The following is a 25,077-nucleotide window of genomic DNA, read 5'->3' as shown; positions in this document are numbered from 1 at the left end:
TCATGCCCCAAGCCTGCGTACCCGGGCAACGAGTGGAGGGTGGGAGTAATGCATGAACACATAGGCGGGGTGGGGTGTTAGGTTGCTGAGGTTGTTGCGGGATAATTTCTTCAGCGAATCGATAAGAGGTTGTGCCGCAAGGGTTTCTTTGGCAAAATGGTCTGCCTGGTATTCGAATTGTCTGGACATATAATTCATGGCAAGTCCTGTCAATTGCGAAACCGGGCTATACAGCAGACCGAAGCCGATCAGGGCAGCGTGAAAACTGGGTGTTTCCACCCCAATGGCTTTTGACACTTCCGGATTATTGATAAATAGGGACAACAGAAAAAGGGTAAATCCAGTAAGCAATAAGGATACTGTTAAGTTGGCAATAATATGACGACGTTTGTAATGCCCTACTTCGTGAGCCAGGACGGCCACAATCTCTTCTTCTTCCAGGTCATTGATAAGTGTATCGTATAGAGTAACCCTTTTCTCCTTGCCAAATCCGGAAAAGTAGGCATTGGCCTTGGTTGATCGCTTTGAACCATCTATGACGAAAATGTTTTTCAACTCGAAGCCCACTTTTTGTGCATAGGCCTGGATCTTTTCTTTGAGGCTGCCTTCTTCCAGTGGAGTTTGCTTATTAAACAAGGGTACAATGAGTCTGCTGTAAAACAGGTTCATAAATACAGTGAACACCGCGATGAGCCCCCAGGCATAAAGCCAGAAATCTGAACCTGCCCATTGGAAGAACCAGATGACAACAGAGAGGATCCCCCCTCCCAGAATAGCCAACATCATCCATCCTTTGACCTTATCGAGAAAGAAGAGTTTTTTTGTCGTTTTATTAAAACCGAATTTCTCTTCAATTACAAAGGTTTTGTAATAAGAGAAGGGAGTCATCAGCAAGTCGCTTCCCAGCATAATAAATCCAAAGAAAAGCAGGGCCATGCCAATAGGGTGATCGGTTATTCCCCTCACAACCTGATCTAACCATTGGAAACCGCCAAAAGTCAGGAAACACAGAATTACGAGAAGGGAAAAGCTCGATGTGAGTAAACCAAAATTGTAATTCGTTTTCTTATAGGCTTGAGACCTGGTGTATTCCTCTGCGTCATAAACATCTTCCAGTTCGGGAGGTACAGGCTTTGAAAAGCTCTTTGCATTAAGGTAATCCAACACCGTTTCGATAAGAAACTCAAGAATAAGAATAGCAAGGATCAGATAAAATAGGGTAGTACTGCTCATAAGGAAAAGAAAGGATTAGCTTAATTGCTCGAGACGTTGTCTTTTGGCTTCAAAGATAAGAATTGCGGCAGAGACCGATACATTCATAGAATCGATCTGTCCTTCCATAGGGATCACCACCCGCGCATCGGCATTATCAACCCAGGTTTCTGTCAGTCCGGTGGCCTCAGTTCCTACTGCAATTGCACATCCACCGGTATAATCTGCACGGGTATACGGCACTGCATTGGTAAGAGTCGCCGAATAGATTCGGATACGTTTTGCTTTTAAAAAGGCAATGATTTCTTCACTACTGCCAACGGCAATGGGAACCGTAAAAATGCATCCTACACTCGACCTGATCGTATTGGGATTATAAAGGTCACTTTTCGGATTTGCGATAAGGACGGCATCGAGATTTGCTGCATCTGCCGTACGCAATAAGGCTCCGAGATTCCCCGGTTTTTCAGGTGCCTCAGCGACAAGGATCAAGGGATGTTCAGCTAATGACAGATTTTCAAGATCATGCGATTTTACCTCGGCAACAGCGAGAATGCCTTCTGTTTTCTCCCTGTAAGCCAGCCTTTGGTATACTTCTTTAGAGAGGGTGATGAACTCAGGTTGGGGGTTTGCACTTTTCATTAATTCAAAGGCTTGTTCTGCAGAAATTAATTCGGGATTAATCAAAACCGTCTTTATGCGGTATCCTCCTTTCAGGGCCATTTCTAATTCCCGCTGGCCCTCCACCACGAACAATCCGCTGGTCTTCCGGCCTTTTTTCTTTTCTTTGAGATTAATGATCTTCCTGACAAGTGAATTCTGGAGACTTGTAATCTGTTTAACGCTCTGCATAAAGACAAAAATAGGGCAATCTGTAAACATTGTGGTGACAAGCCGACAGAGGAGGAGTAAATTAATCCTGAATTATGCGAAATATACCCTTTTTCCTTTTAGTCCTGATCATGATTAGTTGTAAAGACTCACCTCAAAAAAAATCGGAAACTGAAGCTGAAGCTGTGCCGGTCACCGCAGAAAAAGAAAAATACCCACCGGCAATGAGTAAGGTCTTTGAAGCTCACGGTGGTCTGGCCCTATGGAGAAAACAGAAACACTTATCCTATGAGATGCCTAAAAAATCGGGTCTTGAGAAACACACCATAGACCTCTATTCCAGAAAGGATGTTGTTGAAACAGAGGATTTCTCAATGGGGTTCGACGGAACAGATGTATGGCTCTCCGATCCCGAAGGAAAATACAAGGGAGATCCTGTATTCTACCACAACCTGATGTTCTATTTCTATGCGATGCCTTTTGTCCTGGCCGATGACGGAATTCAATATTTCGATACAGACCCCATTGTCTACGACGGGATATCATACCCCGGCATAGGAGTCCGATACGAGGCAGGGATCGGTACCAGCCCTGAAGACGAGTACTATCTTCACTTCGAGCCGGAAACCCACCAAATGGCCTGGCTGGGATATACGGTGACCTACAGAACAGGAATGCCATCTGATGATATTCACTGGATTAGATACGATGACTGGATGGAGGTATCAGGAATCCTCCTGCCAAAGTCAATGACCTGGCATAAGGTAGAGGAGGGTAAAATAGGAGAGCCCAGAAATACCGTCCCTTTCCAAAATGTTGAAATCAGCGAGAAGGCTGTTGCTGAGGAGGTATTCGCCAAACCTGAAAATGCAGAGATCAGGAAGCCAGTGAATACGAGCGAGGAGTAAAAAATAAAGGGGCGATTTCGCCCCTTTTTAGTTTAATTGACCGCTGTATTTTCCCATATACCGTTGCCATAATTCGGTCTGATGAGTCTCCAATGAGAGTTCCCGACCATCAATAAAAGCATGGGTAAGTTGATTTCCCCTCATATCCAGGGCATCCCCTTCAGAAATAAATAAAGTAGCGCTCTTTCCAACGGCCAGGGTGCCGTAGTTATCATCGATCCCCAGGATTTTAGCAGTATTCCCACTGATCAGCTGCAGGGCAACTTCCTTATCTAATCCCTGGCCAACAACCTGACCGGCATAGAAAGGCAGATTCCTAGTCTGGAAATTGGAAGCATCAGCATTCTGTAAACCAACAAGTAATCCGGCGTCTACCAGCATCTTGGGTAATTTGTATGTAAGGTCGTAATCATCATCGTCAAATTCGGGCAGACTATGAGTAAAATTTACCAGGACAGGAACATTGTTCGTCTTCAGAAAATCGGTGATCCTGTGAGCGTGATATCCTCCTACCAGAACCAGATGAGTAATTCCGGTTTCTTTCAGGGCTGTTACCGCATCTACGATCTGTTTTTCATCCTGGGCGTAGACGTATAGTCGTTTGCTGCCATCGAATAAACCCTGGGAAGCCTCAAAGGCAGGATTGACGCTTTCCGCCTTCCCTTTCCCGTATACCCGGGCATTTTTTAAAAAGGTAAGCACTTCTTCTACCTGTTCTTTATATTGTTTATTGGGTTGATAGCCCCTTGGTTCTCCCATCCACCAACGACCACGCCTGAAGGTATTCGGCCAGTTTAAATGGATACCATCATCGACTTTCACAGCAGCATCTTCCCAGTTCCAGGCATCGAATTGCACTATGGAAGAGGTTCCGGAAATTCGTCCGCCCTTAGGAGTTGCCTGACCCAGAAGTACACCGTTGGGCCTCATGCTCTCTACTACTTTCGACTCTGCATTATAGGCAATCAGGCTGCGTATATGTGGGATAATCCCACCAATTTCATCCTGGTCATTACTGGCCCTGACTGCATTCACCTCGATTAGACCCAGGGACTTTCCCGGAGCTATAAATCCAGGATAGAGATGTTTTCCACTCGCATCGATTACTTTTCCCTGAGGGGCAATATTCGCTCCTAGGGCAGTGATCTTTCCCTGTTCAAAAACAACGGTACAATTCTCTACTACAGTACCATCCCCGATATGAGCTGTTGCCCCTGTGATCGATATGGTTTCTGACTGGGCCGGGGCAGGAGTTTGCTGCGCCAGTCCGCTTTGATAAAACCCTGTCAACAGGGCTATGACGATATATGCTGATTTTTTCATGTTCCTGATTTTATAAGCTTTCACAATTAAATCTTTCTTTTTTACGTTGGGCAGGTCTTTGCATTTTACCTCCTCCTTCTTTTTCATCGAGCATCATCTTTACCAGTTCGCTGCGTTCTTTTTTTACAGCTTCCCTCAGGGCTTTGTCTACTTCAAGATCGAAGTAGGTTGTTCCCTGGATGATTGTTTTTTCTGCCTTGGCATAAACCGAAAGTGGATGTGCATTCCAAAGTACCAGATCAGCTTCCTTTCCTTCTTTGATACTACCCACCCTATCGTCGATATGTAAAAGTTTTGCAGGATTGATAGTTACTGTTTTCCAGGCTTCTTCTTCAGACATCCCACCGTATTTAACCGTCTTTGCGGCTTCCTGGTTCAATCGTCTCGACATTTCCGCATCGTCACTGTTGATCGCGACGGTAACGCCCTGACTCGCCATGATGGCGGCGTTGTAGGGAATGGCATCATTTACTTCGTATTTGTATGCCCACCAGTCACTGAAAGTAGAACCGCCTACGCCGTGTTCGGCCATTTTATCGGCTACTTTGTAGCCTTCCAGAATATGGGTAAAAGTGTTTACCCTGAAGTTAAACTTCTCGGCTACTTTCATCAGCATATTAATCTCACTTTGAACATAGGAATGGCAACTGATAAAACGTTCCCCATTGAGGATCTCAACCAGGACTTCCATTTCTTCATCATAGCGGTAAGGTTTTCCACTTTTCTTCAAAGCGTCATATTCTTTAGCACGCTGGAAATAATTGACAAAGACCTGTTCTACACCCATCCGGGTCTGTGGAAAGCGATTAAAACTATTCCAGTTACTTTGCTTCACATTTTCACCCAGGGCAAACTTGATAAACTTAGGAGAGTTCTCAAATATGAGTTTATCTGCCGATTCTCCCCATTTTAGTCTGAGGATAGCCGATCGTCCTCCAATAGGGTTGGCGGAGCCATGCAGCAATTGTACTGTGGTTACCCCTCCGGCAAGATTGCGGTAGAGGTCCATATCAGTAGGATCTACTACATCTGTCATTTTTACTTCAGCGGAAGAATTTTGCCCTGCCTCATTGATCGCAAGACCTGCAATATGACTGTGTTCGTCAATTATCCCTGCTGTGAGGTGTTTCCCGCTGGCATCAATTACCCTGGCATTTCCTGCATTCAGGTTCTTTCCAATACGGGATATCTTCCCGTTCCTTACCAGGACATCTGTATTTTCAAGTACTCCAGCCGCTTCTCCAGTCCATACCGTTGCATTCCTGAACAACATATCCTGAGCTGTCTTCTTTTCAGTATAACCATAACCCACATTAGGAAATTTCACCGGCATGATTGTCGGAGGTTTTGAATCCCCGTCTTTTTTTTCTGCGGAGTCTGAGGGTCCTTCCTTCCTGACTGCCGTAAACCGCGAGTCGCCCCCGTCTGGCATCAGAAGTTTGCCGCTGAGGTTATCACTATCCGGACTTATTCTCGCCGTCATACGATAGGTATTCCTATCGGATGTGGTAACCGACATCGTAACCCAATCTCCATCATAGCTCAGTTTGGAAGTTAACTTTATGGTGTCCTGTTTTACTTCTGCTTTAGGCTTTGAAACTTCCCCTGTGATATCCAGATCATAAGTGGTTGCTCCCAGCCTCAGATCATATTTTCCACGGATATCTTTCTGATCCATGGCATTAATAATGTTTTTCTGTCCCTGGACCCAGTTCTCATAGAGGGTGGTTTCTTTGTCGAAAACATCTCCCGAGGTGATCAGGAAATTGGCATATCGCCCCGGTTGCAGTGTTCCAATAAGATCAGTTTTACCTAAAAGTGTGGCCGGTGCCAGGGTAAGGGCTTCAAGAGCCTTGGCTTCAGATAAACCGTATTCGATTGCCTTTCCGATTTTTTCTTTCAGGGCTGAAGGACTTTTCAGCTCGTGAAGGGTAAAACTAAAGGATACACCATTATCAGCCAGGATCTTCGGATTGGATGGAGCCTGGTTCCAGAATCTCATATCTTTCAGTGAGACATAATCTGCCTGAAACGGATCCGACACATCATATGCGTCAGGAAAATTTACCGGAATAATTAATTTAGCGTTGGCCGATTTGATTTCGTCAATAAGTTCAAATTCATTTCCTCCACCTAGGATCGCATATTGAATACCAAAGGCATCTCCTATTTTATCTGCTCTAAGAATGTTTCCGGCATTGCCAGCCTCAAATACCTGCACCATGCTTCTGTTCTCCAGCAGGGCTTCGAGCGACCTGTCTTTTGTATCTACCATCCCTTTTGAGTACCAGGAAGCATCGTTGTACATCTGACGTAGTAGAGCCATTGCACCCATGAGAGAGGTAGGGTACGACTGACGCTTTATGACACTTTTGTCGAAAGAGAAGTACTGTGCCGAATTGTCATCAACAATTCTCTCAGCCTCATTAGCTTCAGATTTTAGTGCCACTAAAACACCTGTTCCTCTGGCAATTCCATCCTGAATATGGGAGTTTACTACACCGAATCCTGCCTCGCGTAGCGATTTGGCGCTTTTGTCATCGTATTTATACGAATTGATTGCGTCCGCTTCCGGCATGATGTGGTCATTCCAGTAGAATCCTTCGCGGGTTGGATCATACTGTGGTGATCGACCACCCCCTGAAGGTCTTTTCGGTTGCTCCACCCCAAATTTGGAATACACATCAATAAAGGAAGGGTATATACTCTTTCCTTTAAGATCAACCTGTACGCTATTGGGTGGGATGCTTACGGATGTGCCGGCAGATACTACTTTCCCGTCTTTGATGAGGAGTACCCCATTCTCAATAATTTGGGTGGGAGTCACATAGATCCGGGCATTTGTTAGGGCCGTGTAATTATTGTTTTCTGCTTTAACCCCGTCATTTTTGGGGAAGTAATCCTGTGAAGAGAGGGGTATCGCACACAAGAATGCGAAGGCCACAATCAGGTATTTTAATTTCATAAAGGCTGAATTTTAAAGTTAGCAGCCTAAAAATAAACGAACTGGGCAGAACACAACCTCATTCGCGCTTTTTTAACATTTGAAATGATGTATAAATTTTAAGGGTATGTAATTGATTGCATGACTAAAGGGGAGATTGCTGGTGGTAGGCCACGAACAGGGCTACGACCTGGTTGTAGCTTTGTATTCCTTCGACCTGATTATTTGCCTTTAGAAAACGATTGTAGACTTCTTTAAAGACAGGCTCGAGCGGGTTTTCATAAGATGTCCAGAACTTACTCAGTTCCTGGTAATCCAGTTTGATACCCGGATTAACCTTCCCGTAAATTTCCTGAAACTTCTCCTCGTCCTGGTATCTGATCTCGGCAAGACAGTAGCCGAGGGCATATGTGAGTGCTGTGTATTTAATAAGTGGATCCGGATGATTAAAAGCTCTCAGGTAGCCGATAAAATTCGCTTCATTTTCAGCCGCATAACCCAATTGATGGGCCATCTCATGACAACTCACAACAGGAAACCTGGAAATAGGTATTTTTCTATTTACCTGGGATTCAAGGGTAAAAGGATTGAGATACCCCCCATACCCCATATAGGTAAGGGCAAGACTATAGAGAGAAGCTTTAATACTGGGATTGGAGTATTTTAATTCCGGAAATTCGAGGCTAACGGGGTTGCTAAGCCCCGCGACTTTATCAAAAATCTCTTTATGCGTATAGGGAATGCTAAGTTGCAGGCTATCATTTCCGGTCAGATTTGAATGTAGTTTGTTTGTTTCTTCAGCAAGACGGGAAGTGAATTCGAGCAACTCCGCCTGAGAATAGGAATTTTGCAGCTCGAGTGTTTTCGCCAGAGGCTCACGGTAGTAATTCAATCCCCAGAGTAAATGGAAGGTAAAATAGGCGATGGAGAGAACTACCAGAAGGTTGCGCAGAAAGACGAAGGGTTTTGTCCTGATATACAACCATTTGGTGTAGATGTATCGGATTGTAAGAAGCCCTAAAAGGGTATAAATGACATCGCCCAGGGAAAAGGGAATCCATCCATAGAGCCACCTCATGGATGATGCAATAAAGGGGTACATCCCTTTGCTGTAGTACTCTTCAATGATAGAGGGATAATTACTGATCCATCCGATCAATAGAATTTGAATAGGTAAAGCGAGGACAATAGCATTTTTCAGCCTGTAATTCATGTCGGTAAATTTACCCAATTTTATGAGTAGGTTTCGAAGGGGCTCAGTATTTTTGATCCTGAAATAGTAGAATTAGATATGGATATTCAAAACTTAGAACCTAAATCGGTCTGGAAATATTTTGCAAAGCTCAACGCCGTCCCCCGTCCCTCAAAAAAAGAAGAACGGGTAATTGTCTTTATGATGGATTTCGGAAAGGCACTTGGCCTTGAAACCATTAAGGACAGCGTGGGAAATGTAATTATCAAAAAACCGGCTACCCCGGGGATGGAAAACAGAAAAACGGTAGTACTCCAATCCCATCTCGATATGGTTCATCAGAAGAATAACGACACAGATTTTAACTTTGACGAACAAGGTATAGAAATGTATGTGAATGGCGATTGGGTAAAAGCCAAAGGCACTACCCTGGGGGCTGATAATGGCATGGGCGTAGCCGCGATCATGGCGATTTTGGCCGGTGACCAGGTTCCCCATCCTCCCCTGGAAGCGCTTTTTACCATAGACGAAGAAACAGGAATGACCGGAGCAAAAGGTCTGCAGGGCGACTTGTTAAAGGGGTCAATATTGCTCAACCTCGACACCGAAGAGGATGATGAGATCGATATAGGATGTGCCGGGGGGATAGATGTAACGGCCACCGGTAAATATGCAGAAGTGGATCTGCCTAAAGGGGCTCAGGGATATCAACTCCTTGTCAATGGTCTTCAGGGAGGCCATAGCGGGATGGATATACACCGCGGACTGGGTAATGCCAATAAAATTATGAACAGGCTTCTCCTGGCAGCTACAGGGGAAGGCTCAATACACCTATGCGAAATTGACGGAGGCGGACTGAGAAATGCGATTCCAAGGGAAAGTGTTGCACGATTTGCTATTTTAGAAGGGGAGGAAAAAGTGCTTACCGGGATTGAAGAAATGATTGTCAACATCGGCAACGAACTTCGGGTGACCGAACCCAAGCTCAAAATTGCCCTATCTAAACAAAACCTTTCAGGCAAATGCATGGATAGGGAAGATCAGGGGAGATTATTGAGGGCCGTTCAGGGGCTGCATAATGGGGTCTTTGCTATGAGTACAACTATTGATGACCTGGTGGAAACTTCAAACAATCTGGCACGGGTTGAAGTACAGAGTGGAAAAATCAAAATCAGCTGCCTCACACGATCTTCGGTAGAGTCGGGAAAAATGAACCTTGCATCCCAACTAAGTTCAGTTCTCGAACTCGCGGGTTACGAGGTAAGCCTCAGCGGTGATTATCCAGGTTGGACCCCCAACCCTGATTCTGAAATCCTGAAGGTTCTCGTAAAGGAATATGAAAATTTATTCCAGGCATCCCCGGAGGTAGTCGCCTGTCATGCCGGACTGGAGTGTGGAATCCTCGGCAGCCATTATCCTGAGATGGACATGATCAGTTTTGGCCCTAACATCAAAGGGGCGCATTCTCCTGATGAAAGAGTCCAGATCTCATCCGTTCAAAAATTCTGGAAATTTCTAAAGACTATTTTATCTGAAATTCCCGAAGCGTAAAAAACCCCGCATTGATCGGGGCTGATTTTATTCTCCGAACATAGCTGTTATTTCCAGGTCGAAGACCAGATTGGAATTGGGTGGGATAGGTCCGCTTCCTTGCTGGCCATATCCCAGGTGAGGTGGAATAAATACCCTTATTTTGTCCCCAACTTTCATAGAAAGTAACCCTTCTTTAAAACCGGGTATCAGTCGGGCATCCGGACTGTAATCCATCGGAAAGGGTTCGTAACCTCCTCCGAGTTTGCGTTCCTCATCATACCTCTCGTATTTTCTTGCTACTTCCTCATAGTTACTGTCGAACATAGAGCCGTCCTCCAGATAACCTGCATAATTCACCATCACTTTTTGTCCGATCTTAGGTTTCTCACCCGTTCCTTCTTTTAGAACAATCAATTTTAGTCCGGACGGTAGTGCTTCTGCACTTTCTTTTTGAGTTGCAATTTCCTGGGCAAAATCGCTAACCATCTTTTTCATGGCCGCAATGGCCTCCTCTTCCTCCGCAAAATAATCACTCATAATTTTAACGGCATCAAAATTCCTGGCCTCTTTGCCGTTTCTGATGATCTCAACCGAGTTCATTACTACGTCTACCCCCGGACGGTCGCCCTGGCCTGTTTCAACGTTTCCAATGGAGTCAACCACCGACATTCCTTCTACCACTTCCCCGAAAACGGTGTGTTTTCCATCAAGCCATGGAGTTGGTTTTAAAGTAATAAAGAATTGGCTACCGTTTGTTTTAGGTCCGCCATTGGCCATGGATAAAATACCTGCCCTATCATGGCGAAGGGTATCGACGATCTCATCCTTGAAGCGATACCCGGGATATCCCGAGCCGCTGGCCGTAGGGTCACCCCCCTGGATCATAAAATCAGACATTACCCTGTGGAAGATCAGTCCGTCATAGTATTTCTTTTCTTTGTATTGTTCACTTACAAATGGATTTGTGCCTTCCGCAAGGGAAACAAAATTGGCTACCGTCACTGGTGTTTTTTTGTGTTCAAGTTTGAGAATAATGTCACCTTTTGTGGTTTTGATGTCGGCAAAAATACCGTCGCCCAAATGGGTGTACTGACTCGATTTACATCCGATAAGGAGTATTAACAGGGTTGCGTAATAGAAATAGGTCTTTTTCATCTAATAATTAAATTTAGGGTGTACTACTTTTTTCTTCTGGTTCTATATCAATTATTGTAATTACTGCTTTCAGGGGTACATTCACACCAATTTTGTTTTTGTCTCCCAGATACCCGTAACCGAGAGATGAGGGGAATAGAAAGGTGGCCTTTTCTCCTTCTTTTAAAAGTTTGATACTGTTTCTCAAGCCGGGAAACAATCCCTGTTTATCAACTTTATACGATTGAAGACCTAACTCCTCTTCCGTATAAATAGTGTCATTATCGAAGGTCAGAAGGGTATAGGTAAATCGGACCATGTCATTAGTTTGAGGTGTATAACTACTCACTTCATTGCTAAGTTCGTAGGTATACCAACTCCCATCCGCAGTGGCTTTGTACTCTTTAAGACTGTCGTGATCAATGATCTGTCGGATCATTTGTTCTTCTGCCGCCAAAAGACGTTTATTCCTTTCGGCAGATTCTTTAAAAAAGGACCCTGAATTCACTTTCACGGGTTTACGTGCTACTGGTTCCTGACAAGCATAGACCGCGAGAATAGCAAGTAAGAGAATTCGTTTTTTCATGCGTTTAATTCACTTTTATGTTGCTCTAAAAGAGATCGGAAATAGGTTACTGTTTCCTCCATGGATCGGGTACTTTTCCCTCCTGCTGCATTGGTATGCCCACCACCTTCAAAATAGGAACGAGCAAATTCATTAACGGAGAAATCACCTTCAGACCGAAAAGAGATCTTTACAATTCCTTCATCTCTGTTCTCAATAAAAATGACCGCCATACGTATCCCTGCAAGGGTAAGCCCGTAGTTTACAAATCCTTCCGTATCCCCTTTTTTAAAATTGTGTTTGTCTAACTCCTCCTGACTAAGCGTGATGTACGCTGTTGAATACTCGGGAAGGATAACCAGGTTATTAAGGGCACAACCCAGAAGGTGTAACCTGCTGGGAGTGTTGGTGTCGAATATTTCCCTGTGGATCTCTGAACTCCGTGCTCCCTTGTCTATTAAGGCAGCCACAACCCTATGCGTTTCGCTTGTGGTTGCTGCGTATTTAAAAGATCCTGTGTCGGTGAGAATGCCTGCATAAAGGCAATCTGCTATTTCTGAGTTGATGTCATTTACCCCTCCAAGCGCTTTGATCATATGGAAGATCATCTCACAGGTAGAACTCATGCTTGTGTCTGAATACATGACTGAGGCGTAATTAGCCGGACTCTGATGGTGATCTACCATCACAAAGGTGGTGTCTGTTTCCTCAAGGACTTCCTTCATTTGTCCGATCCTGCCTAAATCATTGAAATCTACTGTAAAGATGAGGGTGGATGATGCGATGAATTCTTTTGCCTGTGCGTTCTGTTTTTCAAAGATCATCACATTCCCGGTACCCGGCATCCACTTCAGGAATTCCGGATAATCATTTGGACTGATCACTACAGAAGTATGCCCATTTTTTATTAGATAATGATGGAGTCCTAAGGCAGCACCAATAGCATCGCCGTCAGGATTTTTATGAGGGATAATAGCAATTTTCTGGGGAGTGCTAAGCAAGGCTTTTAAAGCCAGGACATCTGCTGAATTCATGCCTGCAAAGATACGATTTATATGAAATACCCGTCACTAAATTGAATCAGGTTAAATTATCACTAACTTTTAAATCGTTGAATTAATTAAACTCCAAAAAAAATTACTTTAGTGATAAATTTAATGTCGATGCAAAAAAAATACCTCCTTTACCTGCTCTTAGTTGTATTTATTAATTGTAAAACTACCCAGTTTTCTGAGAAGCAGGAAGTTTCTAAGGGAGACTTCACCATAGCATTTGGTTCCTGTAACAAACATGATGTAAATAACAGACTATGGGATGATGTACTGGCTGCACAACCGGATGTTTGGATCTGGGGAGGGGATATCATCTATGCGGATACTGATGATCCACGAAAGATAGCCGAAATGTACGAAGAGCAAAAAAGTGTGCCCGGTTATGCCCAGGTCCTCAGAGAAATTGAGGTCATTGGTACCTGGGACGACCACGATTACGGCCTGAATGATGGAGGAATTGAATTTGAAGCCAAAGGGGAAAGTCAGCAGGTATTCCTCGATTTTATGGATGTAGCCAAAACCGATCCCAGACGTCGGAGAGAAGGGGTATATGCCAGCCATGATTACCAAACTCCGGAGGGGGATGTTAAGATCCTGGTCCTGGATACCCGGTTTTTCAGATCGGCACTTACCCCTTCCAGGGTAAAAGGCAAAAGGTATGAGCCGGGGATTTATGGAGAAGGTACCGTATTGGGTGACGAGCAATGGACCTGGCTGGAAAAGGAACTGAACTCCTCCACGGCTGATTTCAATATTATTGTAAGCAGTATACAGTTTCTTTCTGATCAACACGGATTTGAGACATGGGGAAATTTTCCCCACGAGGTCGACAAGCTTAAAAAGACCATTTCGGAATCGGGCGCCAGTGGTGTTATCGTTCTTTCCGGAGACCGCCATATATCAGAATTTTCGGGTACTGCGGTTGAGGGTTTAAACTACCCCTTAATTGATTTTACCAGCAGCGGTCTTACCCATGTTTATTCCAGTTTCTCAGGAGAACCAAATCCCAGCAGGATAGGGGAGGTGGTAGCCAAAAAGAGCTTTGGCCTGCTACAGATCCATTTTAATTCAAGAAGGGTTGAAATGGAAATGATTGGGGATGAAGGAAAGGTCCTGAATCAACTATCACAAGAGTATTAATGTTGTAGGTTGCGATCAGATAGTGTACTTTTGCCGAAAATTTTTATCGAATGACAGGAAACAGAACATTTACAATGATCAAACCCGATGCGGTAGAGAATGGCCATATTGGTGCTATTCTGGAAAAGATCACTTCTGCGGGATTTAAGATCATCGCTATGAAATATACGCAGCTCAGCAAGCGCGATGCTCGTGAATTTTACGCTATCCACAAAGAGCGTCCTTTCTTTGATGAGTTGGTTACCTTTATGACCAGGGGCCCTATTGTTTCGGCAATTCTGGAAAAGGATAATGCTGTAGAAGATTTCAGGGCCCTGATAGGTGCAACCAACCCTGCGGAAGCTGCCGAAGGAACCATCCGAAAATTATTTGCAAAAGACATCGGAGAAAATGCAGTTCACGGGTCGGACAGTGATGAAAATGCAGCCATAGAAGGCGCTTTCCATTTTTCCGGTAGGGAAATCTACTAAAAGGAATAAAAGAATTATTTAAAAAGGACTTCCATTACAGGGAGTCCTTTTTGTATTTGGTGAGAAATCTACCGAAGTACAATCTTTTTTACGACTTCCCTGCCTACCTCTTCGTTCAGGAGTTTGATGATCTTTGATTTTCCCAGACTGAGTTCTTCTCTTAGGACGGAGGAGGATAGGGAGACAAATAAGGTGTCATTTCTAAGGTCAAGGCCTGTAGTATAATTGTTTACGCCATTACCCATCAGGGAAGCCCAGGCTTCTTTTACCAAAACCTTGTCTAAACCCTTCTGCAATTTATTGGAAGAAATAAATTCCTGCAGGGCTTCACCGATGGAAACATTGTTTTTCTTTCGTACCATAGTTAGTCGAGGATAACAGGATGATAGCGCTTATAAATATAACGAATCTGTTCATTATTTTTTAAAACAAGCAATGTTTCGGTCAGTTGTTCAATTTCCTCCTCCCATTCGCTCATCTCATTGTTATACAACATGATAAACGCATCGTCTCTAGATGAGAGCGAAAAATTTTCTGCATCGTCCGAAGTGATAAAACTGCCATCGGGAAGAGGTTGAACCTTCTTCCTGTATCCTTCCATACCGGAAACTTCAATGTAATCGACCGTAGTATTGATCTCGTAACGCTTTTTGTCCCCTGAGGGGAATTCAACTACAGAAATTTCCCAGTACCCGTTTAGAAATTCCAGATCTTCTTTTTCTACCTTTTGTCCACATGAAAAACATAGGATCATCAATAAAATTACAGTTAGCTGCTTCATTTTATAATGGGAATATTTTATAGGTCTGATGTATCTCTTTAATAATTCTTTCCGTGCGTTCTGCATGGGTATCACTTATAAATATCTGACCAAAGTTATCATCTTCCACCAGGGATATAATGTGCGCCACTCTACTTTCGTCAAGTTTGTCAAAAATATCATCCAACAGCAGGATGGGAGTAGTGCCTACCAGCTTTTTAAGTAGTTTAAACTGGGCAAATTTCAAAGCGATAAGAAATGATTTCTGTTGCCCCTGACTCCCGAATTTTTTGATGGGAAACGTACCTATTTCAAAATCGAGATCGTCTTTGTGCACCCCAACACTGGTGTATTGCAACGCCCTGTCGCGGTCTATATTCGCCAAAAGCAAATCTGCAAGACTGGCCTCGTGTAAGCGGGAATTGTAAATGAGATTAACCTCTTCAGTATCTCCTGAAATAAGGCGGTACTGTTCCTTGAAAATAGGATGGATTTCTTCGGTAAAAGCTACTCTTTTATCATAGATCTGCTGCCCGTAAGAGTGTAATTGCTCGTTGTATACTTCAATAGTTTTCGGGTCATAGGTATGGTTGGCGGCAAAATATTTTAATAGTGCATTTCGCTGCGAAACCGCCTTCTGGTAATTCAGCAGGGCATGCAGATATTCAGGGTCTGATTGTGAAATGACCCCATCCATGAATTTTCTGCGCGTTTCACTCCCTTCGATGATGAGGTCGCGGTCTGCAGGGGAAATAATAACCAGGGGCAGGAGGCCTATATGTTCAGACAGCCGGTCATAGGCCTTGCCATTCCTCCGGATCACCTTTTTAACATTGCGTTTCAGGGAACAGACGATTTTTTCCTCCCTTCCATTGAGAGAAAAACTGCCTTCAATCACAAAAAAGTCTTCCCCGTGTTTGATATTCTGGGTGGCGATTGGATTGAAATAACTCTTTCCAAAAGACAAATGATAAATGGCATCGAGCATGTTGGTTTTTCCTCTGCCGTTATTTCCAACAAAGCAATTGATCTTAGAATCAAACTCGAATTGGATATCGCTGAAGTTTTTGTAATTAAGCAGGGAAATCTTCTGAAGAAACATTAAAGGTAGAGTTGAAAATAGATTTTTGGGCCGAATATTATCCAAAAATAACAAATAAATACCCTTCGGTTTTCGATAAAAACTTTATTTTTGCGCGATCAATCAAAGGAACTATGGCGACATATAAGAAGAGGGGGTACAAGCCTAAGAACAAAGAAGAGGAAAAAGCCCTGACCGAACAAGGAAGTACCACTGCTGAAGTATTCAGTGCTCTTGATGAAAGCGCTTCCAAATCGGAGCAATGGGTAGCACGCAACCAGAATTACATCCTGGGTGTGATAGGAGTGATTGCGGTTGCTGTATTGGCCTATCTGGGGTACAATCAATTTGTTCAGCTGCCTAAGAATGCAAGCGCGGCCAACGAGATGCTATATCCCAACAGGTACTTTAATGAAGCCATGCAGAATACAGCAGAGAAAGATTCTCTTTTCCTGCTTGCTCTCAATGGAGCGGAAGGCAAATACGGCTATCTCGATATCATAGAAGAGTACTCTGGTACTCCTTCGGCAAATGTTGCTACCTACGCAGCGGGAATGGCTTACAAAGAACTACAGCAATACGACAAGGCTATAGAATACCTTGAAAAGGTATCTCCTGATGAAGAGATCACGGCCTCCCTTACCCTGGGTGGAATTGGGGATGCATTCCTGCAATTGGGCCAGACCGAAGATGCCCTGGCATACTACGAAAAAGCCTTTGCAGAGGATACCAATACCCTTACTACCCCAAGGTTTTTGTACAAGGCGGGAGTGGCTGCTCTTGAACTTAACCGGAAGGACAAGGCATTAGGTTATTTTCAGCGCATCAAGGACGAATTCCCGGATTCCAATGAAGCTCAGACCATAGATGTCTTTATTGGGATGGCCCAAACTCAGTAAAGATGGCCACTGCTAACCGTAATCTATCTCACTACGACAAAAAGAGTATCCCCAACGCCTCCCACCTAAAGATCGGGGTTGTGGTATCAGAGTGGAATGATGAAATTACGGAAGGTCTTTACCAGGGAGCACATTCAACATTGCTTGATTGCGGCCTTAAAGAAGATCAGCTTATCAGGTGGAATGTGCCCGGAAGCTTTGAACTTACCTTTGGTTGTAAAAAGATGATTGAAGAAGTTAAGCCCGACGCCATCATTGCCATTGGCAGTGTAATCAGGGGGGAAACGGCACACTTCGATTTTGTCTGCAGTGCTACTGCAGAGGGAATTAAAGACCTGAACGTCATCACCCAAACACCAGTTATTTTTTGTGTACTTACCGATGACACCCTTCAACAGGCTAAAGACAGAAGTGGGGGGAAACACGGAAATAAAGGTGCCGAAGCGGCTATTGCTGCGATTAAAATGGCAGTTCTCGGGAAATAGTCCGGCCCAATCAGCTCAATTATGATGTTAACAAATTTTGGGAACTGTGCTTCTGCACTTTTTCGATATTTAAGTACCTTTGACGGAGGAGCGATATGGGACGATTTACAAAACTGCGAAGGAACAAGAAATACAATTATTCACCGCGATATTACGATGATAAGGGGGAGGGTAACCCCTTTAAAATACAGCATAAATTAGATCGGTACAGGACAACCGCTGAACCGCCCAGAGGACTCAAATCAAAATTCAGCAGCGCGATGTCTGACCTCCGGCGAGGGGCCGACAGGAACTACAATATCCGTTTCCTATTGATTCTTGCTGTCCTTATCCTCATCTTTTTGTACATTATCGATTTCGACCTTTCCATATTCTATTCAAAATAATGGGGAATTTCATTCAACTATTGCCAGACCATGTGGCTAATCAGATTGCGGCGGGAGAAGTTGTCCAGCGCCCTGCTTCCGTTGTCAAAGAGTTGATGGAAAATGCGGTGGACGCCGGGGCTGAAGAAATTAAACTTATAGTAAAAGACGGGGGTAAAACCCTTATTCAGGTGGTTGATAACGGAATGGGAATGAGTCCTACGGATGCGCGTCTCAGTTTTGAGCGGCATGCCACCTCTAAGATCCGAAGTGCGGAAGATCTTTTTCAGCTGCATACCAAAGGATTCCGGGGTGAGGCACTGGCCTCAATTGCTGCAATTGCTCATGTTGATATGCAGACACGACCGGAAGAGGAAGAGTTAGGTACCCATCTGAGAATTGAAGGCAGCAGGGTGGTTGCCCAGGAAGTATCAGTGACCCCAAAAGGGACTTCAATTGCAGTAAAGAACCTTTTTTACAATATCCCCGCAAGACGTAATTTCCTGAAATCAAATAAGGTAGAATTCAGGCATATTACCGACGAATTTCATCGTGTAGCCCTGGCTCACCCGGGTATCAGTTTCTACTTCTATCACAACGATAGTGAATTGTTTCATCTCAATAAGACCTCCCAGCGTAAGAGGATCATCAATATTTTCGGGCATAAGACAGATGAAAAATTGGTACCTGTTCAGGAAGAAACCGAGGTGGTTAAGATCAATGGATTTATTTGTAAACCCGAATTTTCCAAAAAAAGCAGGGGAGAGCAATTCTTCTTCGTCAATGATCGCTTTATCAAAAGCCCGTATCTTCACCACGCTGTACAAGCGGCATTTGAAGGGTTGATAAAACCTGAGTCATATCCGGGATATTTCCTCTACCTGGATGTAGATCCCACGTCGATTGATATAAACATACACCCCACTAAGACCGAAATAAAGTTCGATGATGAACATACCCTCTACGCCATTTTAAAGTCGGCGGTAAAGCACAGTCTCGGGCAGTTCCATCTGGCACCTATGCTCGATTTTGAGAAAGATCAGAACCTGGAAACACCCTATGCCTATCAGAATAAAGAAGCCCATATTCCCGGAATCGCAGTGAATCCCGGCTTTAACCCCTTCCAGCATGAATCTCGGATCTCCGGTGGTTCGGGGGGAGGGTACGGCAAACGCTCTACGGAAGGATGGGAAAATATGTTTGTGGATCTCGAGTCCAAATCGAGCAGGGAAGAAGCCTTTAGTAGTGTTCATTTTGAATCTGAAGCGGTTTCAGGAAAAATATTCCCACCTGCGGAAGAAAAGCAGGTAAATGAAGGTACCACCTTTCAGCTCAGACGAAAATACATAGTTACTACGATCAGATCGGGGATGCTTATTATTGATCAGCAGCGGGCTCATCAAAGGGTGTTGTATGAAAAGTTCCTCCGGAACATGACACTGAAGGAAAGCCTGAGTCAGCAATTGTTATTCCCAGTTTCCCTGCAATTTACCCCAGCTGAAATGAATGTAATTCAAGAATTGCACAATCATTTACAAACCCTCGGATTTGTTATAGAATTAGCAAGTGAAGAAGATATTAATATCAAGGGCTTACCTCCCCTGGTTCCTGAAAAACAGTTGGGTTCTGTTCTGGATAACCTGATCGCAGAATATCGTCAGGAGAACACATCAAATAGTTTATCCCAGTCGGATATGCTGGCAAAAGCGCTATGCAGAAGTGTTTCTGTTAATTCGGGAGATGTATTGGATCCACTTTCGCAGCTGGCACTGGTCAATGATCTTTTTGCCTGTAAGGAAAGCATGCTCAGTCCGTTTAATAAACCGATCTTTATCACTTTAACCGAGAACGAAATCGATAAAAAATTTAATTAGATGGGAAGACTTACCGGGGCTATCAAACACCTCCTTATCATTAATATCATCTTTTTTATAGCCACGGCTTTATACGGGGAGCAAATGTATCAATGGTTTTCTCTCTGGTTTCCTGAAAACGAAAATTTTGCATTATGGCAGGTAGTATCCCATATGTTTATGCATGGAGGATTTATGCATATACTCTTCAATATGTATGCTCTCTGGGCTTTCGGTTCCCCTTTGGAACAGATGTGGGGGAAGAATAAATTCCTGTTCTTTTATTTTTCCGCAGGGGTAGGCGCTGCCCTGATCCACACGGCAGTAAATTACTACTATTTTACCGAGGGAATAGATGTTTTGGTCTCCTCGGGACTGACCAGGCCGGAGATCATGGATATCATTTCTCAGGGGAAGTTTAATACGGGCTGGTATGAACTCGCACCAAGAAGTACTATAGATAATTTTTTAATGGCATACAGTACTCCTGCAGTGGGAGCCTCCGGTGCCATTTACGGTATATTGGTCGCTTTTGGAATGTCATTTCCCAATAGTGAACTATTTCTTATTTTTCTTCCGGTTCCCATTAAAGCAAAATATTTTATCCCAGTATTGATCGGGCTCGACCTGTTTTCAGGTGTCACGGGATATTCTATCTTTGGACAGGGAATTGCGCATTTCGCACACGTTGGAGGTGCTCTTTTTGGATTTATAATGATGTGGTACTGGAAGAAAAACCAGTTCAATAAAAACAGATGGAACTAGGTCTATGAATAATGGTGGACTTCGATATCAATTTGCTCGATTAAGCATCGCAGAGAAACTGATCACGGTGAATGTGATCGTATTTATTCTGAATGCCCTATTACCTTTTTTACTGGGATTTAGGGGAAATGCCATTTCGCAGTGGTTCGAGTTACCTGTAGATCTTATGGCCTACATTACGCAGCCCTGGTCTATTGTTACCTATTCTTTTTTCCACGCAGATTTCTTTCATTTATTCTGGAATATGTTGCTTCTCTATTTTTCTGCCAGAATATTTCTGAATCTCTTTTCGGCCCGCAAACTTATAAATGTCTATTTCCTGGGTGTTATACTGGGCGGACTCCTTTTTGTTCTGAGTTATAATGTATTTCCCGTATTTATGGGGTCCAAATCGGCCTTAATCGGTGCCTCCGCAGGGGTTACGGCCGTATTGATCTTTATTTGCTCCTATATCCCTAACCAGGAAGTACGAGTGATATTCTTTAACCTAAAACTCTGGTATATAGGTGCCTTTTTTGTCCTGTTGGATTTAATTCAGATTCCGGCTAGCAACCCCGGGGGACATTTAGCCCATTTAGGGGGCGCCCTTCTGGGATATATATATGCCAGGCAACTAACCAAAGGAAGGGATATTGGAGAAGGTTTTTCAAAACTACTTGATAGCCTGGGAGCTATGTTTAAACCGGGTGAGAAAAAGGCTCCTATGAAAACAGTTTACCGCAAAAAAAATACGTCGGGGAAGTCGAAGATAGACTACGACAAGGAGAGCCGGCAGCGAAAAATTGACTCAATATTGGATAAGATCAGCAAGTCGGGTTACGAAAGCCTTACCAAGGCTGAAAAAGACTTCCTGTTTAAGGCAGGGAAGGAAGAATAACTCTATGCGTTTTTCTAAATTTACACTTTATTTCGTTAGGCCGATTACAGTATTTCTTTCCCTGCTTTTAATTGTTTTATGTATATATAATATTTCAAATCAGGCTGAAATAATATTGTTTGAACTGTTATTACTGCTGATTCCTTACCTGGTTGCATTTAATTTTATTACGGGCCTATATGCTTCAATCATTAGAAGTAAACTACTAATTTGGCCCTTAGTATCCTTGATAATATGGATATTCGTACTCGGTCCGTTTATCGTTTTTTCTTCTACTGATGAAGATAAATCTATAAATGATATTTCTGTATTGAGTTTTAATGCTTTGAACTTTGTCGGAAATTACAGGATAAAATCTTCAAATATACAATCCGAAATATTAAATTTTGTGACTTCAGAAGATCCTGATATCCTTTGTTTTCAGGAATTTAAATCATCTAGAAGTACATTAAAACAGTTGAGTAATTACCCCCATTATTATATTTATCCTAAGAACGGTACTACAGACTACGCCCCCTTAGCAATTTTTTCAAAAGTTCCGATAGTGGCAAAAGGATCATTGGATTTTCTTGACACTCCTAATAATGCCATTTATGTTGACTTGAAAGTAGGGATTGATACCTTAAGGTTATATAATATTCACCTTCAGTCTTTGAGATTCAGGCCTAGCTCAATTAAAAGGGAAAATCCAATTCGCCTTATAAAAAGACTTGGGGAGACTGTAGAAAAGCAAAAAATTCAAGCAAATCAAATAATCAAACACAGGAAAGAATCGTCTTATCCCGTGGTGATTTGTGGAGATTTCAACAATAGTCAGTATTCTAAAGTCTATAGCAGTCTTAGTAAGAATATGAAGGATTCATTCCTCGAGAAAGGCAACGGTTATGGAACTACCTTGTCATTTAAAATTCTGCCCTTTAGAATCGATTATATTTTACTTGAAAATAATTTTGAAGTCATTGAACATAAAAACTACGATGTGGTCCTTTCTGACCATTATCCAATTAAAGCTACATTCCGCTTTCAAAACCCATAAGTACACAATCTGTCCAATCGGCAAGCATATGCAGTAAAAGTCCGATTCCCCAAATCCTTAACGGTTTAATGAAGAGAAATAGCACATATACTGCCATGGTCCAGTACTGGTGTAAAAAATGGAAATTGATGCTACACCGGTCCGGGTTAAAAATCGGATCTGCAAATAAATGATCCACATCGATAAGTATAGCGGCCAGCATAATAAGGATCGCCCGCTTCTGATTGCTTCTAAAAAACAGGAATCCAACGGCCAGGGGCAAAAGGAAATGTATGCCGTAATGAAGAAAGAATCTAAGCATACAAAGAGTCTAAAGTGGTCTCCTGAAGGTAATTCAGGGTATTGGGTCCTTCGTTAAAAAGAAGATCGAGGATGCTGAGGTTAGGAATAAAACCATGACGCTCAGTAAATACCTGGGTATAAGGCGACGGATCAAATGAAACCGCTTTCTTTGCATTGACCAGGAAGCGCATATCCCTTACACCTTTGGGAGAAGGGTGGTATTGTTCAGTCTTTTTATCGGGTAAATTCAGGTTCAGCAGGGAGGTGATAACCTCTAAGCAGCGAAAGTTGTGATCTAACAGGTAAACAGGATATTCCAGAAACAAAGGAGCCAGATCATCTTCGTAATATTCAAAAAAGGGGGAGGATCTGTAGGCGGTTTGAAGGGAGCGCCAATGTTGTCTTTGCCAGGGATATTTATTGTCGGTCCTGACATCCCTGTAATACTGTTTTCCCTGTTTTCCGCCCACATGCAGGATGGGGATACTCAGCATTTGTTTCCCCTGATCTGTGCAGATATAGGTTCGATTCCTATAGGTCTGTTTCTGATAATAATCCATTATTTCCCATTCACACTCCTGCTGAGCCAACAGCGCCATCGCGGCTATATTGGGGAAATATGAAGGGTGCAATAAACAGCGCATGACAGTAAAAGGGCGATATTGATTTATTTCTTGGCTTTATTTCTTCTTTTTCTAACAAAATCAAAGATAAACCATGCAGCCAGGGCCATAAGAAAATACCGAAAATAAGAAACAGGTTCCCCACTTCCGTGTACGGTAGTGAAAATGCGATCCCATCTCGGCTTCCAGTTCGCAATTCCTTCATTGAAATTATCGAAACTCAACCAGATAAAAATGGGGGTTCCCACTATGTGGTTTTCTGGGACATATCCCCATGACCTGCTATCTTCAGAATGATCCCGGTTGTCACCCATCATCCAGTAATAATCCTGTTTAAAGGTATATTCAGCTGTCACTTCCCCATTGATGAGTACCTGATTCCCGGAAACACTCACTGTGTTGTTTTCGTAGTCTCTTATGATTTTTTTATATAGAGGGAGTACTTCTACGCTAAGAGGTATTGTACTGCCTTTAGCCGGGATGTAAATGGGGCCAAAATTATCGTTGTTCCAGGGATACGATTCATTTTGAGGAAAAATGTTGGAATCAGAAACGCCTTTGGGTTCTATGATCTTTACAACTGAATCGATCTGTGAATTATTACGCAGCTTTGTTGCCATTTCTTCCGTGAGGGTAGCCTGCCGTTCCCGGTCAGTAATCTCGCGCAATGACAGCCCCAGTGAACGTATAAGGTCGACAGAAATCCCCTTGCTATCGGTCAGGATTATCGGAGGGTTATTCTGGCTGTAAACGGCGTAACCTGAAGACTGCAGGGCCATGATTTGCTGAGGATTCAGGGATTGAGCTACATACGTCCGGTTAAATTCAGAAACCCCGAATTCTATCAGCAACCTCGATGAAACGCCCTTTTGAGCATAGAGCATATAATCGTATTGGGGCTTTGCCCGGTCAGACAAGACAAGTTGTTCCCCGTTGATAAAGACATATCCGTCTCTCACTTCGAGGGAATCCCCCGGAAGGCCAACACATCGTTTTACATAGTTAGATTTTTTGTCGATGGGTTTTACTACCCCTTTTTCCTTTTTGAAAAAGGCCCTGACGGTATCGGCGGGCCAACTGAATACCACAATATCATTACGATCAACCTTGGTAAAGCCAGGTAACCTGAAATAGGGAAGCTGTGGTTTTTTGAGATAGGATCTGATGCCGAGTACAGGAAGGGTATCGTGAACCATGGGAGCCGCGATGGTGGTCATCGGCGTCCTGGCGCCGTAGTGAAACTTACTCACAAACAAAAGATCTCCTATTCTGAGTGTACGTTCCAGTGAACCGGTTGGAATCACATAGGGCTGTATAAAGTAGGTATGGACAAGAGTAGCTGCCACAATAGCAAATACGATTGAACTCACCCATTCCCCAACACCACTTTTTGGATGTAAACTTCGGTCTTTGATATACTCAACATCCAGGCTGTAATTGACATAGTAGATATAGAATCCGAGGGTGAGGATGACCAACCATGTATCAATAAGGCTGTTGCGACCGAAGCTGCGGATTGTCTCTACCCAGATTACCGGAAACATCAGCAGGTTGATAATGGGGATAAAAAGGAGGATCACCCACCAGCCTGGCCTTCTGATAATTTTCATTAATATCACTGCATTGTAAACGGGAATAGCTGCCTCCCAGGGCTTTCTGCCTGCTTTTTTATAAAGCTTCCAGGTGCCCAGGAAGTGAATGAGTTGTATAAGAAGTATAAATAGGAGCCATTGTGTAACGTTCATAT

General features: G+C 43.4%; 25 protein-coding genes. 11 read left to right on the top strand and 14 right to left on the bottom strand.

Annotated features, from left to right (window positions below):
* Positions 1-1,233, bottom strand: coding sequence for a M48 family metallopeptidase (locus tag AB8P51_RS10015; RefSeq protein WP_369748692.1), 1,233 nt, complete (start codon positions 1,231-1,233; stop codon positions 1-3).
* A gap of 15 nt (positions 1,234-1,248) precedes the next feature.
* On the bottom strand, positions 1,249-2,064 hold the full coding sequence (locus tag AB8P51_RS10010; protein WP_369748691.1) for a TrmH family RNA methyltransferase: 816 nt from the start codon (positions 2,062-2,064) through the stop codon (positions 1,249-1,251).
* A gap of 74 nt (positions 2,065-2,138) precedes the next feature.
* Between AB8P51_RS10010 and AB8P51_RS10005 the strand changes: the two genes are divergently transcribed.
* The gene (locus tag AB8P51_RS10005; RefSeq protein ID WP_369748690.1) at positions 2,139-2,951 is read left to right on the top strand and encodes a hypothetical protein; all 813 of its coding nucleotides are present in this window, start codon (positions 2,139-2,141) and stop codon (positions 2,949-2,951) included.
* A gap of 27 nt (positions 2,952-2,978) precedes the next feature.
* Here the strand turns inward: AB8P51_RS10005 and AB8P51_RS10000 are convergent, their stop codons facing one another.
* The 3 genes from AB8P51_RS10000 to AB8P51_RS09990 form a co-directional block, all read right to left on the bottom strand.
* Positions 2,979-4,274 carry an amidohydrolase family protein gene (locus tag AB8P51_RS10000; protein WP_369748689.1) on the bottom strand — a complete coding sequence of 432 codons (1,296 nt, stop codon included), beginning with the start codon at positions 4,272-4,274 and terminating at the stop codon, positions 2,979-2,981.
* A 10-nt stretch (positions 4,275-4,284) separates the two neighbouring features.
* Entirely contained in the window at positions 4,285-7,239 is a 2,955-nt protein-coding gene (locus tag AB8P51_RS09995) for an amidohydrolase family protein (protein WP_369748688.1), read from the bottom strand.
* A 124-nt stretch (positions 7,240-7,363) separates the two neighbouring features.
* On the bottom strand, positions 7,364-8,431 hold the full coding sequence (locus AB8P51_RS09990) for a DUF3810 domain-containing protein (protein ID WP_369748687.1): 1,068 nt from the start codon (positions 8,429-8,431) through the stop codon (positions 7,364-7,366).
* Between the two features lie 78 nt (positions 8,432-8,509).
* Here AB8P51_RS09990 and AB8P51_RS09985 point away from each other — a divergent pair, with 78 nt between their 5' ends.
* Positions 8,510-9,961: an aminoacyl-histidine dipeptidase gene (locus AB8P51_RS09985; RefSeq protein WP_369748686.1), complete on the top strand. Its 1,452-nt coding sequence runs from the start codon at positions 8,510-8,512 to the stop codon at positions 9,959-9,961.
* 27 nt (positions 9,962-9,988) lie between these two features.
* Here the strand turns inward: AB8P51_RS09985 and AB8P51_RS09980 are convergent, their stop codons facing one another.
* The 3 genes from AB8P51_RS09980 to AB8P51_RS09970 are packed head-to-tail and all read right to left on the bottom strand — an operon-like array spanning position 9,989 to position 12,676.
* Positions 9,989-11,098 (bottom strand): peptidylprolyl isomerase, encoded by a 1,110-nt coding sequence (locus AB8P51_RS09980; protein ID WP_369748685.1) that lies wholly within the window; start codon positions 11,096-11,098, stop codon positions 9,989-9,991.
* Positions 11,099-11,111: 13 nt separating this feature from the next.
* Positions 11,112-11,663: a gliding motility-associated peptidyl-prolyl isomerase GldI gene (gene gldI, locus AB8P51_RS09975; protein ID WP_369748684.1), complete on the bottom strand. Its 552-nt coding sequence runs from the start codon at positions 11,661-11,663 to the stop codon at positions 11,112-11,114.
* Positions 11,660-12,676: a bifunctional oligoribonuclease/PAP phosphatase NrnA gene (locus AB8P51_RS09970; protein WP_369748683.1), complete on the bottom strand. Its 1,017-nt coding sequence runs from the start codon at positions 12,674-12,676 to the stop codon at positions 11,660-11,662. Before AB8P51_RS09970 ends, gldI begins: the two co-directional genes overlap by 4 nt.
* Positions 12,677-12,805: 129 nt before the next feature.
* On the opposite strand from AB8P51_RS09970, the gene AB8P51_RS09965 reads away from it, so the two are divergent.
* Both AB8P51_RS09965 and AB8P51_RS09960 read left to right on the top strand, forming a co-directional pair.
* Complete coding sequence (locus AB8P51_RS09965; protein ID WP_369748682.1) at positions 12,806-13,834, top strand: alkaline phosphatase D family protein; 1,029 nt, start codon at positions 12,806-12,808, stop codon at positions 13,832-13,834.
* 50 nt (positions 13,835-13,884) lie between these two features.
* Positions 13,885-14,304 (top strand): nucleoside-diphosphate kinase, encoded by a 420-nt coding sequence (locus AB8P51_RS09960; RefSeq protein ID WP_369748681.1) that lies wholly within the window; start codon positions 13,885-13,887, stop codon positions 14,302-14,304.
* Positions 14,305-14,372: 68 nt separating this feature from the next.
* On the opposite strand, the gene AB8P51_RS09955 is transcribed toward AB8P51_RS09960, so the two are convergent.
* From AB8P51_RS09955 to AB8P51_RS09945, 3 genes are read right to left on the bottom strand one after another with little or no spacing between them, the layout of a single operon-like run.
* Positions 14,373-14,666, bottom strand: coding sequence for a DUF721 domain-containing protein (locus AB8P51_RS09955; protein ID WP_369748680.1), 294 nt, complete (start codon positions 14,664-14,666; stop codon positions 14,373-14,375).
* Between the two features lie 2 nt (positions 14,667-14,668).
* Positions 14,669-15,085 carry a hypothetical protein gene (locus AB8P51_RS09950; RefSeq protein ID WP_369748679.1) on the bottom strand — a complete coding sequence of 139 codons (417 nt, stop codon included), beginning with the start codon at positions 15,083-15,085 and terminating at the stop codon, positions 14,669-14,671.
* A 1-nt stretch (position 15,086) separates the two neighbouring features.
* The gene (locus AB8P51_RS09945; protein WP_369748678.1) at positions 15,087-16,166 is read right to left on the bottom strand and encodes a DNA replication/repair protein RecF; all 1,080 of its coding nucleotides are present in this window, start codon (positions 16,164-16,166) and stop codon (positions 15,087-15,089) included.
* A gap of 113 nt (positions 16,167-16,279) precedes the next feature.
* On the opposite strand from AB8P51_RS09945, the gene AB8P51_RS09940 reads away from it, so the two are divergent.
* From AB8P51_RS09940 to AB8P51_RS09910, 7 genes are all read left to right on the top strand, one after another.
* Complete coding sequence (locus AB8P51_RS09940; RefSeq protein WP_369748677.1) at positions 16,280-17,044, top strand: tol-pal system YbgF family protein; 765 nt, start codon at positions 16,280-16,282, stop codon at positions 17,042-17,044.
* Positions 17,045-17,046: 2 nt separating this feature from the next.
* Complete coding sequence (gene ribH / locus AB8P51_RS09935; protein ID WP_369748676.1) at positions 17,047-17,529, top strand: 6,7-dimethyl-8-ribityllumazine synthase; 483 nt, start codon at positions 17,047-17,049, stop codon at positions 17,527-17,529.
* 95 nt (positions 17,530-17,624) lie between these two features.
* Complete coding sequence (locus AB8P51_RS09930; protein WP_369748675.1) at positions 17,625-17,915, top strand: riboflavin synthase subunit beta; 291 nt, start codon at positions 17,625-17,627, stop codon at positions 17,913-17,915.
* Positions 17,915-19,768 carry a DNA mismatch repair endonuclease MutL gene (gene mutL, locus AB8P51_RS09925; protein ID WP_369748674.1) on the top strand — a complete coding sequence of 618 codons (1,854 nt, stop codon included), beginning with the start codon at positions 17,915-17,917 and terminating at the stop codon, positions 19,766-19,768. Before AB8P51_RS09930 ends, mutL begins: the two co-directional genes overlap by 1 nt.
* Positions 19,769-20,512, top strand: a complete 744-nt coding sequence (locus tag AB8P51_RS09920) for a rhomboid family intramembrane serine protease (protein ID WP_369748673.1) — start codon at positions 19,769-19,771, stop codon at positions 20,510-20,512.
* A 4-nt stretch (positions 20,513-20,516) separates the two neighbouring features.
* The gene (locus tag AB8P51_RS09915; protein WP_369748672.1) at positions 20,517-21,389 is read left to right on the top strand and encodes a rhomboid family intramembrane serine protease; all 873 of its coding nucleotides are present in this window, start codon (positions 20,517-20,519) and stop codon (positions 21,387-21,389) included.
* Positions 21,390-21,393: 4 nt separating this feature from the next.
* Complete coding sequence (locus tag AB8P51_RS09910) at positions 21,394-22,425, top strand: endonuclease/exonuclease/phosphatase family protein (protein WP_369748671.1); 1,032 nt, start codon at positions 21,394-21,396, stop codon at positions 22,423-22,425.
* On the opposite strand, the gene AB8P51_RS09905 is transcribed toward AB8P51_RS09910, so the two are convergent.
* Genes AB8P51_RS09905 through lepB form a run of 3 tightly spaced genes read right to left on the bottom strand, consistent with a single transcriptional unit; the run spans position 22,400 to position 25,075 of the window.
* Entirely contained in the window at positions 22,400-22,726 is a 327-nt protein-coding gene (locus tag AB8P51_RS09905; protein ID WP_369748670.1) for a DUF6122 family protein, read from the bottom strand. The two genes, AB8P51_RS09910 and AB8P51_RS09905, sit on opposite strands and share 26 nt — an antisense overlap.
* Complete coding sequence (locus AB8P51_RS09900; protein WP_369748669.1) at positions 22,719-23,351, bottom strand: WbqC family protein; 633 nt, start codon at positions 23,349-23,351, stop codon at positions 22,719-22,721. The genes AB8P51_RS09905 and AB8P51_RS09900 overlap by 8 nt, the downstream gene beginning before the upstream one ends.
* Before the next feature lie 23 nt (positions 23,352-23,374).
* Complete coding sequence (gene lepB / locus AB8P51_RS09895) at positions 23,375-25,075, bottom strand: signal peptidase I (protein ID WP_369748668.1); 1,701 nt, start codon at positions 25,073-25,075, stop codon at positions 23,375-23,377.
* Positions 25,076-25,077 lie beyond the last annotated feature (2 nt).

Origin of the sequence: Muriicola sp. SD30, from assembly GCF_041205185.1 — a bacterium.
In the GTDB taxonomy this organism is placed as follows: domain Bacteria; phylum Bacteroidota; class Bacteroidia; order Flavobacteriales; family Flavobacteriaceae; genus Muriicola.
The sequence above is the reverse complement of the archived record's forward strand: the minus strand, read 5'-3'. Positions and strand labels throughout refer to the sequence as shown.

Bases quoted from the DNA above. Each gene is read 5' to 3' on its own strand.
- AB8P51_RS09990 (WP_369748687.1), bottom strand. From the start codon at position 8,431: ATGAATTACAGGCTGAAAAATGCTATTGTCCTCGCTTTACCTATTCAA.
- AB8P51_RS09980 (WP_369748685.1), bottom strand. From the start codon at position 11,098: ATGAAAAAGACCTATTTCTATTACGCAACCCTGTTAATACTCCTTATC.
- AB8P51_RS09930 (WP_369748675.1), top strand. From the start codon at position 17,625: ATGGGACGATTTACAAAACTGCGAAGGAACAAGAAATACAATTATTCA.
- gldI (WP_369748684.1), bottom strand. From the start codon at position 11,663: ATGAAAAAACGAATTCTCTTACTTGCTATTCTCGCGGTCTATGCTTGT.
- AB8P51_RS09995 (WP_369748688.1), bottom strand. From the start codon at position 7,239: ATGAAATTAAAATACCTGATTGTGGCCTTCGCATTCTTGTGTGCGATA.
- AB8P51_RS10000 (WP_369748689.1), bottom strand. From the start codon at position 4,274: ATGAAAAAATCAGCATATATCGTCATAGCCCTGTTGACAGGGTTTTAT.
- AB8P51_RS09905 (WP_369748670.1), bottom strand. From the start codon at position 22,726: ATGCTTAGATTCTTTCTTCATTACGGCATACATTTCCTTTTGCCCCTG.
- lepB (WP_369748668.1), bottom strand. From the start codon at position 25,075: ATGAACGTTACACAATGGCTCCTATTTATACTTCTTATACAACTCATT.
- mutL (WP_369748674.1), top strand. From the start codon at position 17,915: ATGGGGAATTTCATTCAACTATTGCCAGACCATGTGGCTAATCAGATT.
- AB8P51_RS09960 (WP_369748681.1), top strand. From the start codon at position 13,885: ATGACAGGAAACAGAACATTTACAATGATCAAACCCGATGCGGTAGAG.
- AB8P51_RS09940 (WP_369748677.1), top strand. From the start codon at position 16,280: ATGGCGACATATAAGAAGAGGGGGTACAAGCCTAAGAACAAAGAAGAG.
- AB8P51_RS09950 (WP_369748679.1), bottom strand. From the start codon at position 15,085: ATGAAGCAGCTAACTGTAATTTTATTGATGATCCTATGTTTTTCATGT.
- AB8P51_RS10005 (WP_369748690.1), top strand. From the start codon at position 2,139: ATGCGAAATATACCCTTTTTCCTTTTAGTCCTGATCATGATTAGTTGT.
- AB8P51_RS10015 (WP_369748692.1), bottom strand. From the start codon at position 1,233: ATGAGCAGTACTACCCTATTTTATCTGATCCTTGCTATTCTTATTCTT.
- AB8P51_RS09985 (WP_369748686.1), top strand. From the start codon at position 8,510: ATGGATATTCAAAACTTAGAACCTAAATCGGTCTGGAAATATTTTGCA.
- AB8P51_RS09910 (WP_369748671.1), top strand. From the start codon at position 21,394: ATGCGTTTTTCTAAATTTACACTTTATTTCGTTAGGCCGATTACAGTA.
- AB8P51_RS09900 (WP_369748669.1), bottom strand. From the start codon at position 23,351: ATGCGCTGTTTATTGCACCCTTCATATTTCCCCAATATAGCCGCGATG.
- AB8P51_RS10010 (WP_369748691.1), bottom strand. From the start codon at position 2,064: ATGCAGAGCGTTAAACAGATTACAAGTCTCCAGAATTCACTTGTCAGG.
- AB8P51_RS09955 (WP_369748680.1), bottom strand. From the start codon at position 14,666: ATGGTACGAAAGAAAAACAATGTTTCCATCGGTGAAGCCCTGCAGGAA.
- AB8P51_RS09945 (WP_369748678.1), bottom strand. From the start codon at position 16,166: ATGTTTCTTCAGAAGATTTCCCTGCTTAATTACAAAAACTTCAGCGAT.
- ribH (WP_369748676.1), top strand. From the start codon at position 17,047: ATGGCCACTGCTAACCGTAATCTATCTCACTACGACAAAAAGAGTATC.
- AB8P51_RS09915 (WP_369748672.1), top strand. From the start codon at position 20,517: ATGAATAATGGTGGACTTCGATATCAATTTGCTCGATTAAGCATCGCA.
- AB8P51_RS09965 (WP_369748682.1), top strand. From the start codon at position 12,806: ATGCAAAAAAAATACCTCCTTTACCTGCTCTTAGTTGTATTTATTAAT.
- AB8P51_RS09970 (WP_369748683.1), bottom strand. From the start codon at position 12,676: ATGAATTCAGCAGATGTCCTGGCTTTAAAAGCCTTGCTTAGCACTCCC.
- AB8P51_RS09920 (WP_369748673.1), top strand. From the start codon at position 19,769: ATGGGAAGACTTACCGGGGCTATCAAACACCTCCTTATCATTAATATC.